Origin of the sequence: Aureimonas sp. SA4125 (genome assembly GCF_019973775.1) — a bacterium.
GTDB lineage: Bacteria > Pseudomonadota > Alphaproteobacteria > Rhizobiales > Rhizobiaceae > Plantimonas.
Genome location: NZ_AP025032.1, coordinates 2,370,604 through 2,387,724 on the forward strand (window position 1 = coordinate 2,370,604; position 17,121 = coordinate 2,387,724).

A 17,121-nucleotide genomic window follows, 5' to 3' on the forward strand; every position below is an offset into this window, starting at 1 on the left:
ACCGACCTGTGTCGCCCAGCTGGATGAACCGGGCGATTGCGGCAAAACAGGACGGTATGCCCGAGGCTGCAGGCCATCATTTCGAGGGCATTCGCGGCACGAAGAACGGCCGAGATCTCATCTGCCCCGGTCACGCCTCCTTCAGGCAGCCTTTTTGGCAGATACCGGAAAGTCGGTGCCATCTGTCCCGAGCTCGATCAGGTTGCTGCGAAGATGAGCCAAGGCCCGGGTCATGACGGACGCCTCCTCGTCGGTGAGCCCCTGCACCATCTGGTCGTAGACGACGATGGCGAGCGGTCTCACCTGGTCGAATACCTCCGTGGCAGCCGCCGTCACGGAAACGGTCTTGGCTCGCCGGTCGGTGCGGTCGCAGGTACGCTTGATCAGCCCGCGTGCCTCGAGACGATCGAGGTAGGCCGAGAGAGTCATCGGCTCGACACCCATGACATGCGCCAGTTTCGCCTGCCGGGCGCCGTCGAGGCGGGCGACATGGGCCAGCGCGCGGATCTCGCCGGACGTCAATTGAAGACCGGCATTTTGGACAGCTCGATCAAAGACCTGGCGAAAAAGCCTCGAGACGTCCGTCAGCAGGAAGCCGAGCGAATCCGAGGGCATGAGCTGCGTCATTATCGCTGTCCTTGTCGTCCGTCAGCAGCTGCACCCCGCGGGTCCATCATTTAGAACTGCTATAATTCATATAAGTTTATTAATTCCGGGAGACAAGGTTGCTGCCTGCAGCTGAACCAGAATGAAAGTAAACTAGGCAACACATCGGCGTGATGTCGTTTGCGAGCAGTCGATGCCATGCGGCTTTTGCCGGGAGACGTTCCCCTTGACGGATGCAGTGGCCGCCGGCCGAGGACCGCGTCGTCTGGGCCCGCCGCAGCAGGAAAACCGAAGCCACCACCTTGAACCCAAGCCTCGGCGCCCAAATGCGCGCCATCGGACGACGACGAGAGCTTGATGGGCGTCTCTTCTGCCAGCATGGTGGCGCGCCGGGCGCGACATCCGCCGCCGCAAACCACCCGCATACAGGACGCACCCCATGCAGCCATCGCGCGACATCAGCCGACTCATCGAGATCATGGCGGCGCTGCGCAATCCCGAGACTGGATGCCCCTGGGACATCGAACAGTCGTTCGAGACCATCGCGCCCTACACCATCGAGGAGGCCTATGAGGTTGCCGACGCGATCGAGCGACGCGATGCCGAGGATCTTCGCGAGGAGCTCGGAGACCTGCTGCTGCAGGTCGTCTATCACGCGCGTCTGGCCGAGGAGCAGGGGCTGTTCCGGTTCGAGGACGTTGTCGAGGGCATCACCCAGAAGATGATCCGCCGGCACCCTCATGTCTTCGGAGACGAGACCGCGCGCAATGCGAAATCCGCCAAAGGCCAGTGGGAGCGGATCAAGGCAGAGGAACGCGCCGAAAAGGCCCTGGCGCGGATGGCGCGGGCCCGGCCGGGCGGAAGCGGTTGGGAGGCATCCCCCGAAAGGAGCGCGACCGCCCTGCTCCTCGACAGCGTTCCCGGCAACTTTCCGGCCCTCACCCTGGCGCTGAAGGTGCAGGAGCGAGCGGCCAAGGTCGGCTTTGACTGGGACGCGGCGGCGCCGATCCATGCCAAGATCGACGAGGAGTTTGCCGAGTTCGACGTGGCTCTGGCCGCCGGCGACACGGACGCCATGGAGGACGAGTTCGGGGACCTTCTGTTCACGCTGGTGAATCTCGCCCGCTACCACGGGCTTGACCCGGAGAAGGCGCTGCGCCGCTGCGTCTCAAAATTCCGCGGACGGTTCAACCATATCGAGTCCAGCCTCGGCGCCCGCGGCAGTTCCCTGCAGGCCGCGTCGCTGGACGAGATGGAAGCGCTCTGGATCGAAGCCAAGCGCCTGGCTGAGGCGGATCAGATCCCAGCCTAGCTGCAGGGTTTCGCCCTTTCCGTGCGGGCCTGGCACCCGGGCGCCTGGCCCGGCGAGAGTTCGGCAGGGATAGCCCTGCCCTCAGTCGATCTGCAGGCCGGGGTTCTTTTCGGCCATGCGGCGAAGCTCGGCATGAGCCTGCGTGGTGATCTCGGCGGTCAGTTCGACGGCCCCGTCCTCCTGGTCGACGCGATGGTGGACCGACGCGTTCTCGTACAGCCAGGGGAGCACCGACAGGGCTTCCGGCTGGATGGTCAGCGTCACTTCACCCAGCACGCCACCGATGCGCGTCTCGATGTCTGCCAGGAGTGCCGGCAGGCCATCTCCCGTAAGAGCGGACACCAGATGGACGCCGTGGCCTTCGGCGCGGTTGGCGGCGGCCGTGTGCAACTGAGCGATGGCCGCCTCGTCGAGAAGGTCGACCTTGTTCCAGACCTCGACGAGGTGCCCGGCATCGGCGGTGTCGATGTCGAGATCGGCCAGGATCTTGTTGACGTCGCTCGCCTGCGCCGAGGCGTCGGGATCGCTCATGTCGCGCACATGCAGGATCAGCTCGGCCTCGACCACTTCTTCCAGCGTCGCCCGGAAGGCCGCGACGAGATGCGTCGGCAGGTCGGAAATGAAGCCGACGGTATCGGAGACGATCACCTCGGTGCCGTGCGGCAGCGCGATGCGGCGAAGCGTCGGGTCGAGCGTGGCAAAGAGCAGATCCTGCGCGAGGACGGACGCGCCGGTGATGGTGTTGAACAGCGTCGACTTTCCGGCATTGGTATAGCCGACAAGGGCGATGACGGGATGCGGCGCCTTCTTGCGTTTGGCACGGTGGAGCGTGCGCGTGCGGCGGACGGCTTCGAGATCCTTCTCCAGGCGCTTGATGCGCTCCTGCAACTGACGCCGGTCGGATTCGATCTGCGTCTCGCCGGGGCCGCCCAGGAAGCCGGCGCCGCCGCGCTGGCGTTCCAGATGCGTCCAGGACCGGACAAGCCGGCCCTTCTGATAGTTCAGGTGCGCCAGCTCGACCTGCAGCCTTCCCTCCTTCGTGCGCGCGCGGCGCCCGAAGATCTCGAGGATCAGGCCGGTCCGGTCGAGCACCTTGGTGCCCAGTTCCTTTTCCAGATTGCGCTGCTGCACGGGCGTCAGCGGATGGTCGATGATGACGAGCCCGATCTCCTCCGCGGCGACGACGCCCTTCAGTTCCTCGACCTTGCCTGCACCGATCAGCGTCGCCGGCCGGGCCTTTGCCACGGAGATGATCCCGCGGGCCACGATCTCGAGATCGATCGCCGCGGCCAGACCGCAGATCTCCTCAAGCCGCTGCTCGTCGGCGCGCCTGATGACATCGGTACCCGCACTGGCGCGGTCCTCGGCCAACTGCACCTTCTTCAGGAGCGGCACGAACACCCCTGCCCGCGTCACGACGGCCTTGTGCTCAATGGGACCTTTCGGCCGCGTCTCGTCGAATTCGGTCAATCAGACTTGTCCTGGCTCTTCGGTCTCGAACATGTTCACCGGCTGTGATGGCATGATGGTCGAGATGGCATGCTTGTAGACGAGCTGCGAGTGGCCATCGCGGCGCAGCAGCACGCAGAAATTGTCGAACGATGTCACCACGCCTGTGAGCTTGACGCCGTTCACGAGAAAGATGGTGAGGGAGATCTTCTGCTTTCTGACGGTGTTCAGAAAGACGTCCTGCAGGTTCTGCAAGCGATCGGCCATGAGACATTCCTATTTTCTTGTTGGCGTAACCCAGGACGTTGCCCGGGCGGGCGCGGTTCGGTCTGATATGGGCAGTCTAAGGACGCATGCCGATCGCCACCCGGATAGCACTTTTGGCTGCTGCGGCGCAACCTCGGCACCCCGTTGCGCGTCCCCATCCAAACCCATGCTGCAGCGGCCCTGGCGCGCCAAAACGTCAGATGCCGAGGGACTTCAGCTTGCGGTGAAGCGCCGAGCGTTCCATGCCGACGAATTCGGCCGTACGCGAGATGTTGCCGCCGAAGCGGTTGATCTGCGCCATCAGATATTCCTTCTCGAAGACCTCCCGGGCGTCACGCAGGGGAAGCGCCAGAATGCGGCCGTCAGACTGGCTCGGCGTGCGCGGCAGCATGTCGCCGACCTCGTGCGGCAGCATGTCGGCCGAGATCGGCGCATCGTCGTCGCCCTCCCGCGAGAGGATCATCAGCCGTTCGACATTGTTGCGCAGCTGGCGGATGTTGCCCGGCCAATCGCTCGACTGCAGCACTGCCATGGCTTCAGGGCTGATCGCCTTCGTCTTGATACCGGTCTGCTCGCCGATCTGCTTCATGAAAGCCTCGATCAGCAGCGGGATGTCGGCGCGGCGTTCTGACAAGGGCGGCACGGCGATCGGCACGACCGCGAGCCGGTGATAGAGGTCCTCCCGGAACGTTCCTTCGCTGATCATCGATTCCAGGTTCTGCGCCGTCGAGGACACGATGCGCACGTCGACCTTGACGCGCTTGGTTCCGCCGACACGCTCGAAAGTCTGTTCGGTCAGGACGCGCAGGATCTTGTTCTGCGTCTCGCGCGGCATGTCGCCGACTTCGTCGAGGTAGAGGATGCCGCCGTGCGCTTCCTCGAAGGCACCGACCTTGCGCTCGACGCCAGCAGGCGCGTCGGTGCCGAACAGCTCGACCTCCATGCGATCCGGCGTGATCGCTGCGGCGTTCAACGCGACGAAGGGGCCGTTGGCGCGGGCAGAGGCGGCATGGATGGCGCGGGCCACCATTTCCTTGCCCGAGCCCGAGGGCCCGAGAATCATCACGCGGCTGTTGGTCGGCGCCACGCGCTCGATCGTCGTGCGCAGCTGGTTCATCGGATGCGACTTGCCGAGGAGCTCGGAGAAGTCGACCGAGCGGCGCCGGAGGTCCGAGACCTCGCGCCGCAACTTGGAGGTCTCGAGCGCCCTTTCCGCGACCAGCACCAGGCGGTCGGCCTTGAAGGGCTTCTCGATATAGTCGTAGGCACCGCGACGGATCGCCGAGACGGCCGTCTCGATGTTGCCGTGGCCCGAGATCATGACCACGGGAACCTCAGGATGCTGCGCCTTGATCGCCTCGAGAAGGTCGAGCCCGTCGAGCCGGCTGCCCTGGAGCCAGATGTCGAGGAAGACCAGACGCGGCACACGGTCGGCGATCGCCTGCAGCGCAGCGTCGGAATTGCCGGCGATGCGCGTCTCGTGGCCTTCGTCCTCCAGAATGCCGGCGACGAGATCACGGATGTCGGCTTCGTCATCGACGATGAGGATGTCTGACGCCATCAGTCACCAGTCCTTTCTACTGCAGGGGAATGTGAGGGGCTCGCGTCGTCCGCAGGCGTCTGCGTTGCCGGCAGAACGACACGAACCAGAGCGCCCTGTTCTTGTTCCGGGGCGTCACCGAGTTGGATCGTGCCGCCATGCTCCTCGATGATCTTGCGCACGATGGCGAGGCCGAGGCCGGTCCCCTTCTCGCGCGTCGTCATATAGGGCTCCAGAAGGCGTTCGCGATCCTCGCGGGGAAAGCCGCGGCCGTTGTCGGTGAAATCGATCCGGTGAAAACCACCGGACGTCGTGACGGCAATGCCGATCCTGCCTTCCGCGAGTTCGGAAGCCTCAACGGACTCGACGGCGTTTTTCACGATGTTGCCGAAGGCCTGGCTTAGAAGGCGGATGTCGAATGTCCCAAAGAGCGGCGCCGCACCGAAGTCGGTCGAGAAAACGATGCCGTGATCGCCCATCTCGCGCATGAAAACCGCTTCCTTCAGCGCTTCCCGAAGATCCCGGTTTTCCATGCGCGGCTTTGGCATGCGCGCGAAGCTGGAGAATTCGTCAACCATGCGGCCGATGTCGGAGACCTGCCGGATGATCGTGTCGACGCAGCGATCGAACACTTCGCGATCGCCCTCGACCATCTTGCCATAGCGCCGCCTGATGCGTTCAGCCGAGAGCTGGATCGGGGTCAGCGGGTTCTTGATCTCATGGGCGATGCGGCGGGCGACATCGGCCCAGGCAGACGAGCGCTGCGCGTCGACGAGGTCGGTGATGTCGTCGATGGTGACGACGCTCGACTGCGCGCCTTCGCGGGTCTCCTCCGAGGTCACGCGAATGGCCAGAACCCGTTCGCGCTCCTGGGTGCGCAGCTTGATCTCTTCCTGGTACTCCGCCTTGCGCGAGGCCGCGGCGGCGCGGTGGATCTGGGCGATCAGCGGAAAGATCTCGCGCAGGTTGCGCCCGACCGCCTCGCCCGAGGAAACCGCCAGAATGCGCTCGGCCGAAGGGTTCAGCATCGAGATCGTGCCATCGCTGCCGACGCCCATGACGCCGACGGTCACGCCCGAGAGCACGGCTTCTGTGAAGCGCCGCCGCTCGTCGATCACGTCCTTCGCGTGCACGAGTTCGCCCCGCTGCGTCCGCAGCTGGCGGATCATGTTGTTGAAGGTGTTGGACAGCGAGCCGACGTCACCGTCCGAGGCGCGCACCGGCACGGAAATGGCGAGATTTCCTTCACTGACCTCGTCGGCGGCAGAGATGAGGAGCCGGATCGGCCGCACCAGACGGTCGGCGACGCCGATGCCGGTCCAGATCGCAGACAGGAGAACGATCAGCGTAATGCCGAGATAGAGCAGCGCGAACGCGATCTGGGTCCCGATCCGGTTGCTCTGGAGGCTCGAATATTCCGCCGAGCGATCCTCCATCAGCCGCAGCGCCGAGATGACCTCGGGATCGACGGCCCGCACGGTGTAGAGAAAGATATTGTCGCCGAGGGCCCGGAGCTTGAGGATGGCGCCGACCAGATTGGTGACGCCCGGCGGGATGAAGACGAGATTGCCCTGCTTGGCCTGCTCCATGGCGTCCGCCGGCGGCGCCGGCAGGGGCCGTTCCACCGGCACGTCGGCCCGCATCACCGGATCGCCGGTCTCCCGCAGCAGCTGCGCCCCGATCAACGACCGCCCCCTCGCCTGCTCGGTCAACAGTGCCTGGAAGCCGGTTCGGTCGAGGTCGTAGAGACGGCGCTGGGCATCGAGATCGTAGGCCATCGACAACGTGGTGCCCTGCAGATTGCGGGCGTTCTCGTTGACATAGGCCCGGGCGACGCTGACGGACGATTCCACGATCGCCCGCGTCCGGATCTCGAACCATCGGTCCAGGCCAAGGTCGAGCGTGATGCCTGCGACGACCGCCACGAGCAGCGCCGGCAGTGCCGCGACGATGGCAAACAGGACGACGATCCGCACATGCAGGCGCGAAGCCGCCTTGCCCTGGTGGCGGGCCCGCGCCATCCGCAGGACCTCGCGCCAGATCAGCGCGCAAAGACCCAGAACGAAAGCGCCGTTGACCACCGAGGCGATGCGCACGACCGTTTCCGTCGGCTCGATCGGCGTCAGCCCCATGAGGACAACGAAGGAGATCGCCCCCGTCACCAGCGCGCTGGCGACGGCGATCACTCCGGGCACCAGCATGAACCGCCGCCGTTCCGGAAGAACGGCGGCGTCGTGGTCGGATTCTGCGGGCTCTGCTGTCATCGAGTCGCTTCGAACATTTGCGTCAGTTGCGAGATTGCAACGTAATGTGTTCGAAATGCAACGGACGCAAGAAAAGTTGAGCTATCGAAGCGACCGGACCACGGAGACGTCGAGATCCCGAATCTTCTTGCGCAGCGTGTTCCGGTTCACGCCGAGGAGATCGGCAGCCTTGACCTGATTGCCGCGGGTCGCCGCCAGCGCGGCCGCGATCAGCGGGTACTCGACTTCCCGCAGGATCCGGCCATGCAGTCCCGGGGGTGGGAGCTGGTCACCGAAGGACGCGAAATAGTCGGACAGGTACCGCTCCACCGAAGCACTGAGATCAACCGGCCGGCTGCCGTCGGTCTCGCTGTCGAGGGCACGGGCATATTCGTTCGACAGCTCGTGCTCGATGAGCTCGCCGGAAATCTCGTCCTGCGGATAAAGGGCCGACAGGCGCCGGATCAGGTTTTCCAGTTCGCGCACATTGCCTGGCCAAGTGTAGCGCCGCATGACGTCGAGTGCGCCCTGGCTCAGCGTCTTGCGCGGCAGCCCCTCCTTCTGCACTTCGGTGAAGAAGTGGCGGGCAAGATCGGGCAGATCCTCGATTCGTTCGCGCAGCGGCGGCAGCCGAAGCGGCACCACGTTCAGCCGATAGAAAAGATCCTCGCGAAACAGGCCGCGGCTGATCAGCTGGCGCAGATCCTTGTTCGTCGCCGAAACGATGCGCACGTCGGTGGCGATCGGGGTGCGTCCGCCGACGACCGTGTATTCGCCCTGCTGCAACACCCGCAGCAGCCGGGTCTGCGCCTCCATCGGCATGTCGCCGATCTCGTCGAGAAAGAGCGTGCCGCCTTCGGCCTGCTCGAAGCGGCCGCTCGACCGGCTCTGGGCGCCGGTGAAGGCACCCTTTTCGTGGCCGAACAGCTCGGACTCGATGAGGTCGCGCGGGATGGCCGCCATGTTGATCGCGACGAACGGGCCCTTGCGACGGCGCCCGTAATCGTGGAGCGCGCGCGCGACGAGTTCCTTGCCCGTGCCGGATTCGCCGGTGATGGTCACCGTAAGATCGGTCTGCATCATCCGCGCCAAAGCGCGGTAGATGTCCTGCATCGCCGGCGACCGGCCAACCAGCGGCATGTTGTCGGCTGGATCCTCGCCGGGACCGGCACTCGGCTGGGGCTTCGGCTCGGCCAGCGCGCGGCGGACGATCGAGACCAGCTCGGTCAGATCGAAGGGCTTGGGAATATAGTCGTAGGCCCCTTTTTCCGACGCCTTGATGGCCGTCATGAAGGTATTCTGCGCCGACATCACCACCACCGGCAGGTCGGGCCGGCTGTTCTTGATCTTCGGCAGCACGTCGAAGGCATTGCCGTCCGGCATCAACACGTCGGTGATGACGAGGTCGCCCTCGCCGGCCGAGATCCAGCGCCAGAGCGTCGCGATGTTGGCGGTGACGCGCACTTCGTAGCCGGCGCGCATCAAGGCCTGGGAAATGACCGTGCGGATCGCGGCGTCGTCGTCGGCAACGAGTATCTGAGCGGGAGCCATCAGATCATGTCCTTCAATGGTCGCCGGCTGCGACGTCTGCTTCGACGGGGCCGGCCGGGTCCATGGCCTCCCGCCACATGGGCATGAGAACCCGGAAGGTCGTATGCCCCGGCTGCGACTCGCATTCGATGACGCCGCCGTGGTCGCCGATGATTTTCGCGACGAGGGCCAGCCCGAGGCCCGAGCCGCTGGGCTTGGTGGTAACGAAGGGATCGAAGATGTTTTCCCGGATATCCTCGGGAACACCCGGGCCATTGTCCTCGACGAGAAACTCGAGCGGCAGGGTGACGCGGCGCTTGGTCCCGGGCACCGACAGACGGACGCCCGGACGGAAGGCCGTGGACAGGCGGATTTCGCCTCCCTCATGTCCGGCAATCGCCTCGTTGGCGTTCTTCACGAGGTTGAGGAACACCTGGACGAGCTGGTCGCGATTGGCGAAGACGGAGGGCAGTGACGGGTCGTAGTTTTCCACGAACTTCGTTCCCCGGGCGAAGCCGCTGCGGGCCAGCGTCTTCACATGGTCGAGGACCGAATGGATGTTCACCGCGGAGCGCTCGATCGGCCGCTGGTCGGAGAAGACTTCCATGCGGTCGACCAGCTTGACGATCCGATCGCTCTCTTCCTGGATGAGGCGCGTGAGCACCCTGTCCTCGTCGCTAACGGCGGTCTCGAGGAGCTGCGCTGCCCCCTTGATGCCGGAGAGCGGATTACGGATCTCGTGCGCCAGCATCGCGGCAAGGCCGGTGACCGTACGGGCGGCCGACCGGTGCGTCAGCTGCCGGTCCATCTTGTCGGCGATGGAACGGAGCTGAATCATGATCACGACATGATCAGGCGCATCGACTAGGCCCGAGACGTAGAGATCGACGAGCCTTTCCCCGCCGATCCGCGGCGAGGACACGTCGACGCGGTATTCGCTGATGCGTGAGCGATCGGCGCGCACCTGCTCGATCAGGCCGAAGAGCGGACTGTCGGCGGGGATGAAGTCGGAGAGCTGGCGCTTCACGAGATGCGAGGCGCCGGCGGAGAAGAACTGCTCCGCGTCCGAATTGGCAAACACGAAAAAACCCTCGGCGTCGATGACGATCACCGGATGCGGCAGCGCGTTGAGGATCCGGAGCTGCAGCTCCGGCAGGGCAGGAGTTTTCATGTCAGGCAGCCTCTCGCCTCCTTGTCGCATCGGTCCCGCGCTCGATCTCGGCGATGCTGGTATCGCCGAACACATGGCGCAGCCGCTCGATCGCGACCGCCGACGAGCGCGCGACGAGGATGGCGGCGCGGTCCGCGGTGATCTCCGCGCCGCTCGCCGCCGCAAAGCCATCGAGATACCAACCGAGATGCTTGCGCGAATGGCGCAGCCCCGTATCGCTGCCATAGTGGAGGAGCATGTCCTCGTAGTGGTCGATCACGAAGTCGGCAAAGGACAGGGCGTCGAGATCATCGAGGGTGATGGCGCCGGCAAGAAGCCCGGGAAACCACGGCCTGCCATAGGTGCCGCGCCCGATCATCACCGCGTCGGCGCCGCTCGCCGCCAGCATGGCCGACCGCTGGCCGCTCGCGACGAGATCGCCATTGGCCACCACCGGCACCGTCACGGCCGCCTTGACGGCGGCGATGGCCCGCCAGTCGGCCGAGCCCGTGTAGAGCTGCTGGCGGGTTCGCCCATGTACCGTGATCATCCGGACACCGGCGGCCTCGGCGCGCGCGGCGATTTCCGGCGAGTTGATCGTCTGGTGGTCCCAGCCGAGCCGCATCTTCAGCGTCACGGGGACGGCACCCGCGCCGGCCACCGTCGCGTCGACCAGCCGCAGTGCCAGATCCGGCTCGCGCATCAGCGCCGATCCGGACTGGCCGCCGACCACTTTCTTGGCCGGGCAGCCCATGTTGATGTCGATGATGTCTGCGCCAAGATCGGCGGCCCGCTCGGCCGCCTCCCGCATCCAGGCGGGATCGCGACCGGCGAGCTGCACCACATGGACGCCATCGCCATCGCGCATCGCGCGCAGCATGCTTTCGCGAAAACCACGCACGAGTTCGCCGCTCGCCACCATTTCCGACACGACCAGCCCCGCGCCGAAGCGGCGGGCACGGCGGCGGAAGGGCACGTCGGTGATCCCGGAGAGAGGGGCCAGGAACACTGTATTTCCCGGCCTGAGGCCACCGATGTCGAAGCCGGCGGGCACAAATGGCGTCGCCCCGCCCGGAAGGGCGTCGCCTATTGCTTGGGCAGCTGCGGGAGATGTCGATTCTGGCGTCATGTCTTCTGCAATCTAACCGCACATGCTCAAAAGACAAGCACATCTCGCTTGCAGTGCACAGGTGCCTATGATCAGTCCCCCAAGGGATCTGTGCGATGCAATATCACGGGACGAACCATGCCGAACTCAAAAGTCGCCGTCATCATCGTCGCCGCCGGAAGAGGCGCCCGCGCCGGCCAGGCGGCTGGCCCGAAACAGTACCGTGAGATCGGCGGTCGAACGGTGCTGGCGCGCAGCATCGACGCTTTTGCCACGACCGCGGACCTCGGCGACCGGCTCGTCGTCGTCATCCACCCCGACGATCGCGATCGCTTCGAACTGGCCACGGCTTCCTCGAGACAGCCTGTCCGAAGCGTCGACGGCGGCGCCACGCGGCAGGACTCGGTCCGCCGCGGCCTCGAGGCCTTGACCGATCTCGAGCCCGATATCGTCCTCATTCACGATGCCGCCCGGCCCTTCGTCGATGCCGGGACGATCGCCCGCGTCGTCGCCGGCGTCGGCAATGCCTGGGGCGCCATCCCCGCCATGGCGGTTTCCGATACGCTGAAACGGGCGGGCGATGCCGGCGATATCACCGAAACGGTCGACCGCGCCGGCCTGTATGCGGCTCAGACGCCACAGGGATTTCCCTATGCCGCCGTTCTCGCCGCTCACCGCGCTGCTGCAGAAGCAGGCCTTGACGCCTTTACCGACGACGCGGCCATCGCCGAATGGGCGGGGATGGCCGTCAGGCTTGTCGAGGGATCGCCGGAAAACCTGAAACTGACGCGCAATGAGGATATCATCCGGGCCGACCGGATTTTGCGAGGAGAAGCTGAATTGATCGATGTCCGGACGGGGAATGGATACGATGTGCACCAGCTGGTCGACGGCGACCACGTGACGCTCTGCGGCGTCAGGATCACCCATGACCAGACGCTGCTCGGCCATTCCGATGCCGATGTCTGCCTGCACGCGTTGACGGACGCGCTGCTGGCGACATGCGGCGCCGGTGACATCGGCACGCATTTTCCGCCGAGCGAGGAGGAATGGCGCGGCGCCGCCTCGCACATCTTCGTCCGCCGAGCCGTCGAGATCGTGCGCGAGCACGGCGGCCGGATCGCCAATGCCGACATCACGCTCATCTGCGAGGCGCCGAAGGTCGCGCCGCACCGGGAGGCGATGCGGCGGGCGGTGGCGGAGATGACCGGGCTCGACCTCTTCCGCGTTTCGGTCAAGGCGACGACGAACGAGACGATCGGCTTCGTCGGCCGGCGCGAGGGCATTGCGGCCCTTGCGACCGCCAGCGTCATCTATGGAGAAGGCAGATGAGCATGTCGTTCGAAAACCTGATGGAGGCGGCCGCCGACCTGGTCGAGGGCTTTGCCGACAGGGGCAAGGTGATCGCGACGGCGGAATCCTGTACCGGCGGGATGATCGCGGCGGGGCTGACGGACATTGCCGGAGCCTCCTCGGTGCTCGACCGCGGCTTCGTCACCTATTCCAATGCCGCCAAGACGGAAATGCTGGGCGTGCCGACCGCGCTGATCGAGGCCCATGGCGCCGTCTCGGAGCAAGTGGCACGGGCCATGGCGGAAGGCGCGCTGGCGGCCTCCCGCGCCGACGTCGCCATCGCCGTCACCGGCATTGCCGGGCCGGGAGGCGGCTCGGTCGAAAAGCCCGTCGGCCTCGTCCATCTTGCTGTCGCCAGCCGGCGCGGCTCATTTCACCGCGAGGCCCGGTTCGGAAACGTCGAACGGCTCGGTGTCAGGCGCGAGACGGTCGCTCTTGCCTATGCCATGCTCGCCGAGTGGCTGGCGGCTCACGATACGGCAGCAACCGACCCGTAGATCTCGTCGGCCCGCGTTTCGAAGGCCGCCGCAAAGCGCCGAAAGGCGAAATCGAACATCGACCCCATGAGCAGGCCGAGCGTGCGGCTCTTGAACTCGTAGTCGATGAAGAAACTGACGTCGCAGCCGCCGCCCTCGCGCGGCGTGAAATTCCACTGGTTGTCGAGATAGCGGAACGGACCGTCGACATATTTGACGTCGATCCGGTGCTCCTCGGGCTTCAGCAGAACCTGCGAGGTGAAGGTTTCCTTCACCATCTTGTAGGCGACGGTCATGTCGGCGACCAGGAGCGTCTTGCCGTCCGATTGACGGCGGTCGCGGATCCGAAGACTTCTGCACAGGGGCAGAAATTCCGGATAGCGCTCGACGTCGGCGACGAGCGCGAACATCTGATCGGGATTGTGGCTGACGGGGCGGACGGTTTCAAACTTGGGCATCGGCCACAGATATTAGGCGGCGACCGCCCTCGCAAGCCGCGCCGCCTTCAGCCGCTCGAAATCCTCGCCGGCATGGTGGGACGACCGGGTTAGCGGGCTCGACGCGACGACGAGGAAGCCCTTCGATGTCGCGACCGTCGCAAAGGAGTCGAACTCGGCCGGGGTCACGTAGCGAATCACCGCATGGTGCTTCTTCGTCGGCTGCAGGTACTGGCCGATGGTCAGGAAGTCGACGTCGGCCGAGCGCAGGTCGTCCATCAGCTGCAGCACCTCGTTCCGCTCTTCCCCCAGACCGACCATGATGCCGGATTTGGTGAAGATCTCCGGGTCGAGTTCCTTCACTCGCTGCAGAAGGCGGATCGAGTGGAAATAGCGGGCACCGGGACGCACCGTCAGATAGTTCGACGGGACGGTTTCGAGATTATGGTTGAAGACGTCCGGCTTGGCGGCGACGACGGTCTCGAGCGCGCCGGGCTTGCGCAGGAAGTCTGGCGTGAGGATTTCGATCGTCGTCCCCGGCGCCGCGGCGCGGATGGCCCGGATCGTCTCGGCGAAATGCTCGGCACCGCCATCGTCGAGGTCGTCGCGGTCGACCGAGGTGATCACGACATGATGGAGCCCCATCGACGCCACGGCCCGGCCAACGCTTGCCGGCTCGCCGGCATCCAACGGATTGGGCTTGCCGGTGGCGACATTGCAGAAGGCGCATGCGCGCGTGCAGATGCCGCCCATGATCATGAAGGTCGCGTGCTTCTTGTCCCAGCAGCCCCCGATGTTCGGGCAGCCGGCTTCCTCGCACACGGTGATCAGGTTGTTGGATTTGACGATGTCGCGGGTCTCGAAATAGCCCTTCGAGACAGGCGCCTTCACCCTGATCCAGTCCGGCTTCGGCAACGTATTGTCGGAGTCCGGACGATGGGCCTTTTCGGGGTGGCGGAGACGGGGAAGATCCCCGGCTCCGCGCAGCGTATCGATGATGGTGACCATGACAACCAATCTAGGAGGCGTCGGTCACCGATGCAATCGGTTCAGACGCGGCGACCGCGGAACAGCCGGGCGATCGCGATGAGAAGGCACGCGCCGATGAAGCCCGTGATCAGGTAGGCGATGAGGCCCGTGCCAAAGCTGAAGCCGATGGCCGCCAGGATCGCGTTCAGGACGATCGCGCCGACGATGCCGAGGATGATGTTCATCAAGAGCCCCATGTTGCTCTTCATCACCTGCTCGGCGAGCCAACCGGCCACTGCGCCGACGATGATCGCACCAATCCAACCCACGCCATTCGTATCCATGCTCAGTCTCCATTCAGGACAATAGTGTCCGTGACGAAATTGGGCGGAACCGCGATACAGCAAGACGGCTTAGGGTTTTTATATTTGAGCGTCGAGATGGAACAAATCAGGCTCTGGGGTCAGTAGGCCGTCTCCACGAAGGGTCGGCGTTGCCGGACTACATGTGGATGACACGCCCGTAAGCATCGAGCACGCTCTCATGCATCATTTCCGACAGCGTCGGATGCGGGAAGACAGTGTGCATCAACTCCTCCTCGGTCGTTTCGAGGCCCATCGCGATGACGAAACCCTGGATAAGCTCGGTGACTTCCGCGCCGACCATGTGGGCGCCGAGGAGTTCTCCGGACTTGGCATCGAAGATCGTCTTGACGAGGCCTTCCGGCTCGCCGAGCGCGATGGCCTTGCCGTTGGCCTGGAATTTGAAGCGCCCGACCTTGATCTCGCGCCCGGCTTCTCTTGCCTTGGCTTCCGTCAGTCCGACCGAGGCGACCTGCGGCTGGCAATAGGTGCAGCCGGGGATCTGTTCCTTCTTCATCGGATGGGCGTCGAGGCCCTTGATCTTCTCAACGCAGATCGTGCCTTCGTGTTCGGCCTTGTGTGCCAGCATCGGCGCGCCGGCGACGTCGCCGATGGCGTAGATGCCCTCGACATTCGTCTTGCCATAGGCGTCGATCTTGACGAGGCCGCGTTCGATCACGACGCCGACGTCCTCGAGCCCCAGCCCCTCGCAATTGCCCTGGACGCCGATGGCCGAGATCAGCCGTTCGGCCGTCAGCGTCAGCTTGGCGCCGTCCTTGGCTTCGGCTTCGACGGTCACGCCCTCGCCTGATTTCGTGACCTTCGTGACCTTCGTGTCGGTCAGGATTTTCAGTCCCTGCTTCTCCAACTGCTTGCGGGCGACAGCCGCGATCTCGGCATCCTCGACCGGCATGATCTGCGGCAGCAGTTCGACCACCGTCACCTCGGCGCCCATGGTGCGGTAGAAGGAGGCGAATTCGATGCCGATGGCGCCCGATCCCATGACGATCAGCGATTTCGGCATCACTTTCGGCTTCATCGCCTCGAAATAGGTCCAGATCCGCTCGCCGTCCGGCTCGATTCCCGGCAGCACCCTTGGCCGGGCGCCCGTGGCGACGATCACATGCTTGGCCCTGTAGCTGCCCTCGCCGAGCGTGCCCTTCGGCACCGGGTTCTGCGGCTCGACCACCGGCTTTTGCATCTTGCCGACGGAGACCTCGACCGGACCGCCCTTCCCCGCCTTGGTGATCTTTGCCTCGCCCCAGATGACGTCGACCTTGTTCTTCTTCAACAGGAAACCGACGCCGCCATTCAGCTGGGCCGAGATGCCGCGCGAGCGCTTCACCACGTCGGCGATGTCGAAATCGGGCTTGGCGATCTTCAGGCCATAGTTCGTGGCGTGCTCGGCATAATGGAAGACTTCGGCCGAGCGCAGGAGCGCCTTGGTCGGGATGCAGCCCCAGTTCAGGCAGATGCCGCCGAGATGCTCGCGTTCGACGACCGCCGTCTTGAAACCGAGCTGCGCGGCGCGGATGGCCGCGACATAGCCGCCGGGTCCACCGCCGATGATGAGGATGTCGTAGATGTCGGCCATCGGGTTCGTCCTTGCCGTCTCTATTTCCGGGGTCTTTCAGGCGCTCATGCAAGCGGCCCGTCGGTCAGGGCTCAGGGCCGGGCGAGGATCGCCTGCACGCTCCCGACGAGCGCCTCGCCGATGCGGCGTGTGTTCGTGGGGTCGAGATGGATGCCGTCGAGCGGCGAACACTCGGCAATCTCGGAGGCGTCGAAGACGTCACAGCCATACTCGTCGGCGACGAGCGCATAGGCCGTACCGAATTCCTGCGAATTCTCAATGGCGTGACCGAACAGCAGGGCAAAATCCGGCTCTTCCGTCGCGACGAAATGCGGCGGCGCGACGATGAGGATCCGCGGCACGGGATGGCCGAGATGATAGGGGTAAAGCCGCACGATCTCGACGAGCCGCTCCATGCCGATGCGCGCCTCGAACACCCGTCCGCCGCCGGTGTGGCGCTTCAAGTCGTTCGTGCCGAGGAAGAGGATCACGAGATCGAGCGGCTCGTGCGTGGCGAGAAGCGTCGCCAGCGTCTTCACGCCATTGCGCTCGGCCAGCGAGGAGTGGTCGTCGAAGCAGGTCGTGCGCCCGTTCAGTCCCTCGGCGATCACGGCGACGTCGGGCCCGAGCCCCTGGGCCAGCACGGAAGGCCAGCGGTCGGCGTAGGAATGCCGGCCCGCCGTCGCCGGATCGTAGCCCCAGGTCAGCGAGTCGCCAAAGCAAAGGACGGTCTTCATCGCCGCGTT

The 17,121-nt window shown here is 65.1% G+C and carries 16 protein-coding genes; 3 read left to right on the forward strand and 13 right to left on the reverse strand.

The genetic code is table 11. The features are described 5' to 3' along the window. Positions 1 to 141: 141 nt before the first annotated feature. Positions 142 to 627: a MarR family transcriptional regulator gene (locus tag Sa4125_RS10990; protein WP_224007098.1), complete on the reverse strand. Its 486-nt coding sequence runs from the start codon at positions 625 to 627 to the stop codon at positions 142 to 144. A gap of 418 nt (positions 628 to 1,045) precedes the next feature. On the opposite strand from Sa4125_RS10990, the gene mazG reads away from it, so the two are divergent. Further along, positions 1,046 to 1,918, forward strand: a complete 873-nt coding sequence (gene mazG, locus Sa4125_RS10995; RefSeq protein WP_224007101.1) for a nucleoside triphosphate pyrophosphohydrolase — start codon at positions 1,046 to 1,048, stop codon at positions 1,916 to 1,918. An 81-nt stretch (positions 1,919 to 1,999) separates the two neighbouring features. Here the strand turns inward: mazG and hflX are convergent, their stop codons facing one another. From hflX to dusB, 7 genes are all read right to left on the reverse strand, one after another. Then, positions 2,000 to 3,304 (reverse strand): GTPase HflX, encoded by a 1,305-nt coding sequence (gene hflX, locus Sa4125_RS11000; RefSeq protein WP_224007751.1) that lies wholly within the window; start codon positions 3,302 to 3,304, stop codon positions 2,000 to 2,002. An 84-nt stretch (positions 3,305 to 3,388) separates the two neighbouring features. Beyond that, positions 3,389 to 3,634, reverse strand: a complete 246-nt coding sequence (gene hfq, locus Sa4125_RS11005; RefSeq protein WP_224007104.1) for an RNA chaperone Hfq — start codon at positions 3,632 to 3,634, stop codon at positions 3,389 to 3,391. A gap of 196 nt (positions 3,635 to 3,830) precedes the next feature. Then, a complete protein-coding gene (locus Sa4125_RS11010; RefSeq protein WP_224007107.1) occupies positions 3,831 to 5,195 on the reverse strand; it encodes a sigma-54 dependent transcriptional regulator in 1,365 nt (454 codons plus the stop codon). Then, positions 5,195 to 7,438 (reverse strand): PAS domain-containing sensor histidine kinase, encoded by a 2,244-nt coding sequence (locus Sa4125_RS11015; RefSeq protein ID WP_224007110.1) that lies wholly within the window; start codon positions 7,436 to 7,438, stop codon positions 5,195 to 5,197. Before Sa4125_RS11015 ends, Sa4125_RS11010 begins: the two co-directional genes overlap by 1 nt. A gap of 81 nt (positions 7,439 to 7,519) precedes the next feature. Next, a complete protein-coding gene (ntrC, locus tag Sa4125_RS11020; RefSeq protein ID WP_224007113.1) occupies positions 7,520 to 8,968 on the reverse strand; it encodes a nitrogen regulation protein NR(I) in 1,449 nt (482 codons plus the stop codon). A 13-nt stretch (positions 8,969 to 8,981) separates the two neighbouring features. Continuing rightward, positions 8,982 to 10,118 (reverse strand): nitrogen regulation protein NR(II), encoded by a 1,137-nt coding sequence (locus tag Sa4125_RS11025; RefSeq protein WP_224007116.1) that lies wholly within the window; start codon positions 10,116 to 10,118, stop codon positions 8,982 to 8,984. A gap of 1 nt (position 10,119) precedes the next feature. Next, a complete protein-coding gene (dusB, locus tag Sa4125_RS11030; RefSeq protein ID WP_224007120.1) occupies positions 10,120 to 11,151 on the reverse strand; it encodes a tRNA dihydrouridine synthase DusB in 1,032 nt (343 codons plus the stop codon). A 192-nt stretch (positions 11,152 to 11,343) separates the two neighbouring features. On the opposite strand from dusB, the gene Sa4125_RS11035 reads away from it, so the two are divergent. After that, positions 11,344 to 12,537, forward strand: a complete 1,194-nt coding sequence (locus tag Sa4125_RS11035; protein ID WP_224007123.1) for a bifunctional 2-C-methyl-D-erythritol 4-phosphate cytidylyltransferase/2-C-methyl-D-erythritol 2,4-cyclodiphosphate synthase — start codon at positions 11,344 to 11,346, stop codon at positions 12,535 to 12,537. Between the two features lie 20 nt (positions 12,538 to 12,557). Further along, positions 12,558 to 13,055: a CinA family protein gene (locus Sa4125_RS11040; protein ID WP_224007756.1), complete on the forward strand. Its 498-nt coding sequence runs from the start codon at positions 12,558 to 12,560 to the stop codon at positions 13,053 to 13,055. On the opposite strand, the gene Sa4125_RS11045 is transcribed toward Sa4125_RS11040, so the two are convergent. The 5 genes from Sa4125_RS11045 to Sa4125_RS11065 form a co-directional block, all read right to left on the reverse strand. Continuing rightward, on the reverse strand, positions 13,028 to 13,492 hold the full coding sequence (locus tag Sa4125_RS11045; protein ID WP_224007127.1) for a type II toxin-antitoxin system RatA family toxin: 465 nt from the start codon (positions 13,490 to 13,492) through the stop codon (positions 13,028 to 13,030). The genes Sa4125_RS11040 and Sa4125_RS11045 overlap by 28 nt on opposite strands. Before the next feature lie 12 nt (positions 13,493 to 13,504). Continuing rightward, the gene (lipA, locus tag Sa4125_RS11050) at positions 13,505 to 14,479 is read right to left on the reverse strand and encodes a lipoyl synthase (RefSeq protein ID WP_224007131.1); all 975 of its coding nucleotides are present in this window, start codon (positions 14,477 to 14,479) and stop codon (positions 13,505 to 13,507) included. Positions 14,480 to 14,520: 41 nt separating this feature from the next. Continuing rightward, positions 14,521 to 14,784, reverse strand: coding sequence for a GlsB/YeaQ/YmgE family stress response membrane protein (locus Sa4125_RS11055; protein WP_224007133.1), 264 nt, complete (start codon positions 14,782 to 14,784; stop codon positions 14,521 to 14,523). A 157-nt stretch (positions 14,785 to 14,941) separates the two neighbouring features. Continuing rightward, complete coding sequence (gene lpdA, locus Sa4125_RS11060) at positions 14,942 to 16,396, reverse strand: dihydrolipoyl dehydrogenase (protein WP_224007136.1); 1,455 nt, start codon at positions 16,394 to 16,396, stop codon at positions 14,942 to 14,944. Between the two features lie 71 nt (positions 16,397 to 16,467). Further along, positions 16,468 to 17,112: an SGNH/GDSL hydrolase family protein gene (locus tag Sa4125_RS11065; RefSeq protein ID WP_224007139.1), complete on the reverse strand. Its 645-nt coding sequence runs from the start codon at positions 17,110 to 17,112 to the stop codon at positions 16,468 to 16,470. Positions 17,113 to 17,121 lie beyond the last annotated feature (9 nt).

Coding starts and splice junctions, on each gene's coding strand:
- Sa4125_RS11035 (WP_224007123.1), top strand. CDS start 11,344: ATGCCGAACTCAAAAGTCGCCGTCATCATCGTCGCCGCCGGAAGAGGC.
- Sa4125_RS11065 (WP_224007139.1), bottom strand. CDS start 17,112: ATGAAGACCGTCCTTTGCTTTGGCGACTCGCTGACCTGGGGCTACGAT.
- Sa4125_RS11045 (WP_224007127.1), bottom strand. CDS start 13,492: ATGCCCAAGTTTGAAACCGTCCGCCCCGTCAGCCACAATCCCGATCAG.
- lipA (WP_224007131.1), bottom strand. CDS start 14,479: ATGGTCACCATCATCGATACGCTGCGCGGAGCCGGGGATCTTCCCCGT.
- Sa4125_RS11055 (WP_224007133.1), bottom strand. CDS start 14,784: ATGGATACGAATGGCGTGGGTTGGATTGGTGCGATCATCGTCGGCGCA.
- hfq (WP_224007104.1), bottom strand. CDS start 3,634: ATGGCCGATCGCTTGCAGAACCTGCAGGACGTCTTTCTGAACACCGTC.
- Sa4125_RS11015 (WP_224007110.1), bottom strand. CDS start 7,438: ATGACAGCAGAGCCCGCAGAATCCGACCACGACGCCGCCGTTCTTCCG.
- lpdA (WP_224007136.1), bottom strand. CDS start 16,396: ATGGCCGACATCTACGACATCCTCATCATCGGCGGTGGACCCGGCGGC.
- mazG (WP_224007101.1), top strand. CDS start 1,046: ATGCAGCCATCGCGCGACATCAGCCGACTCATCGAGATCATGGCGGCG.
- Sa4125_RS11040 (WP_224007756.1), top strand. CDS start 12,558: ATGGAGGCGGCCGCCGACCTGGTCGAGGGCTTTGCCGACAGGGGCAAG.
- Sa4125_RS10990 (WP_224007098.1), bottom strand. CDS start 627: ATGACGCAGCTCATGCCCTCGGATTCGCTCGGCTTCCTGCTGACGGAC.
- Sa4125_RS11025 (WP_224007116.1), bottom strand. CDS start 10,118: ATGAAAACTCCTGCCCTGCCGGAGCTGCAGCTCCGGATCCTCAACGCG.
- Sa4125_RS11010 (WP_224007107.1), bottom strand. CDS start 5,195: ATGGCGTCAGACATCCTCATCGTCGATGACGAAGCCGACATCCGTGAT.
- ntrC (WP_224007113.1), bottom strand. CDS start 8,968: ATGGCTCCCGCTCAGATACTCGTTGCCGACGACGACGCCGCGATCCGC.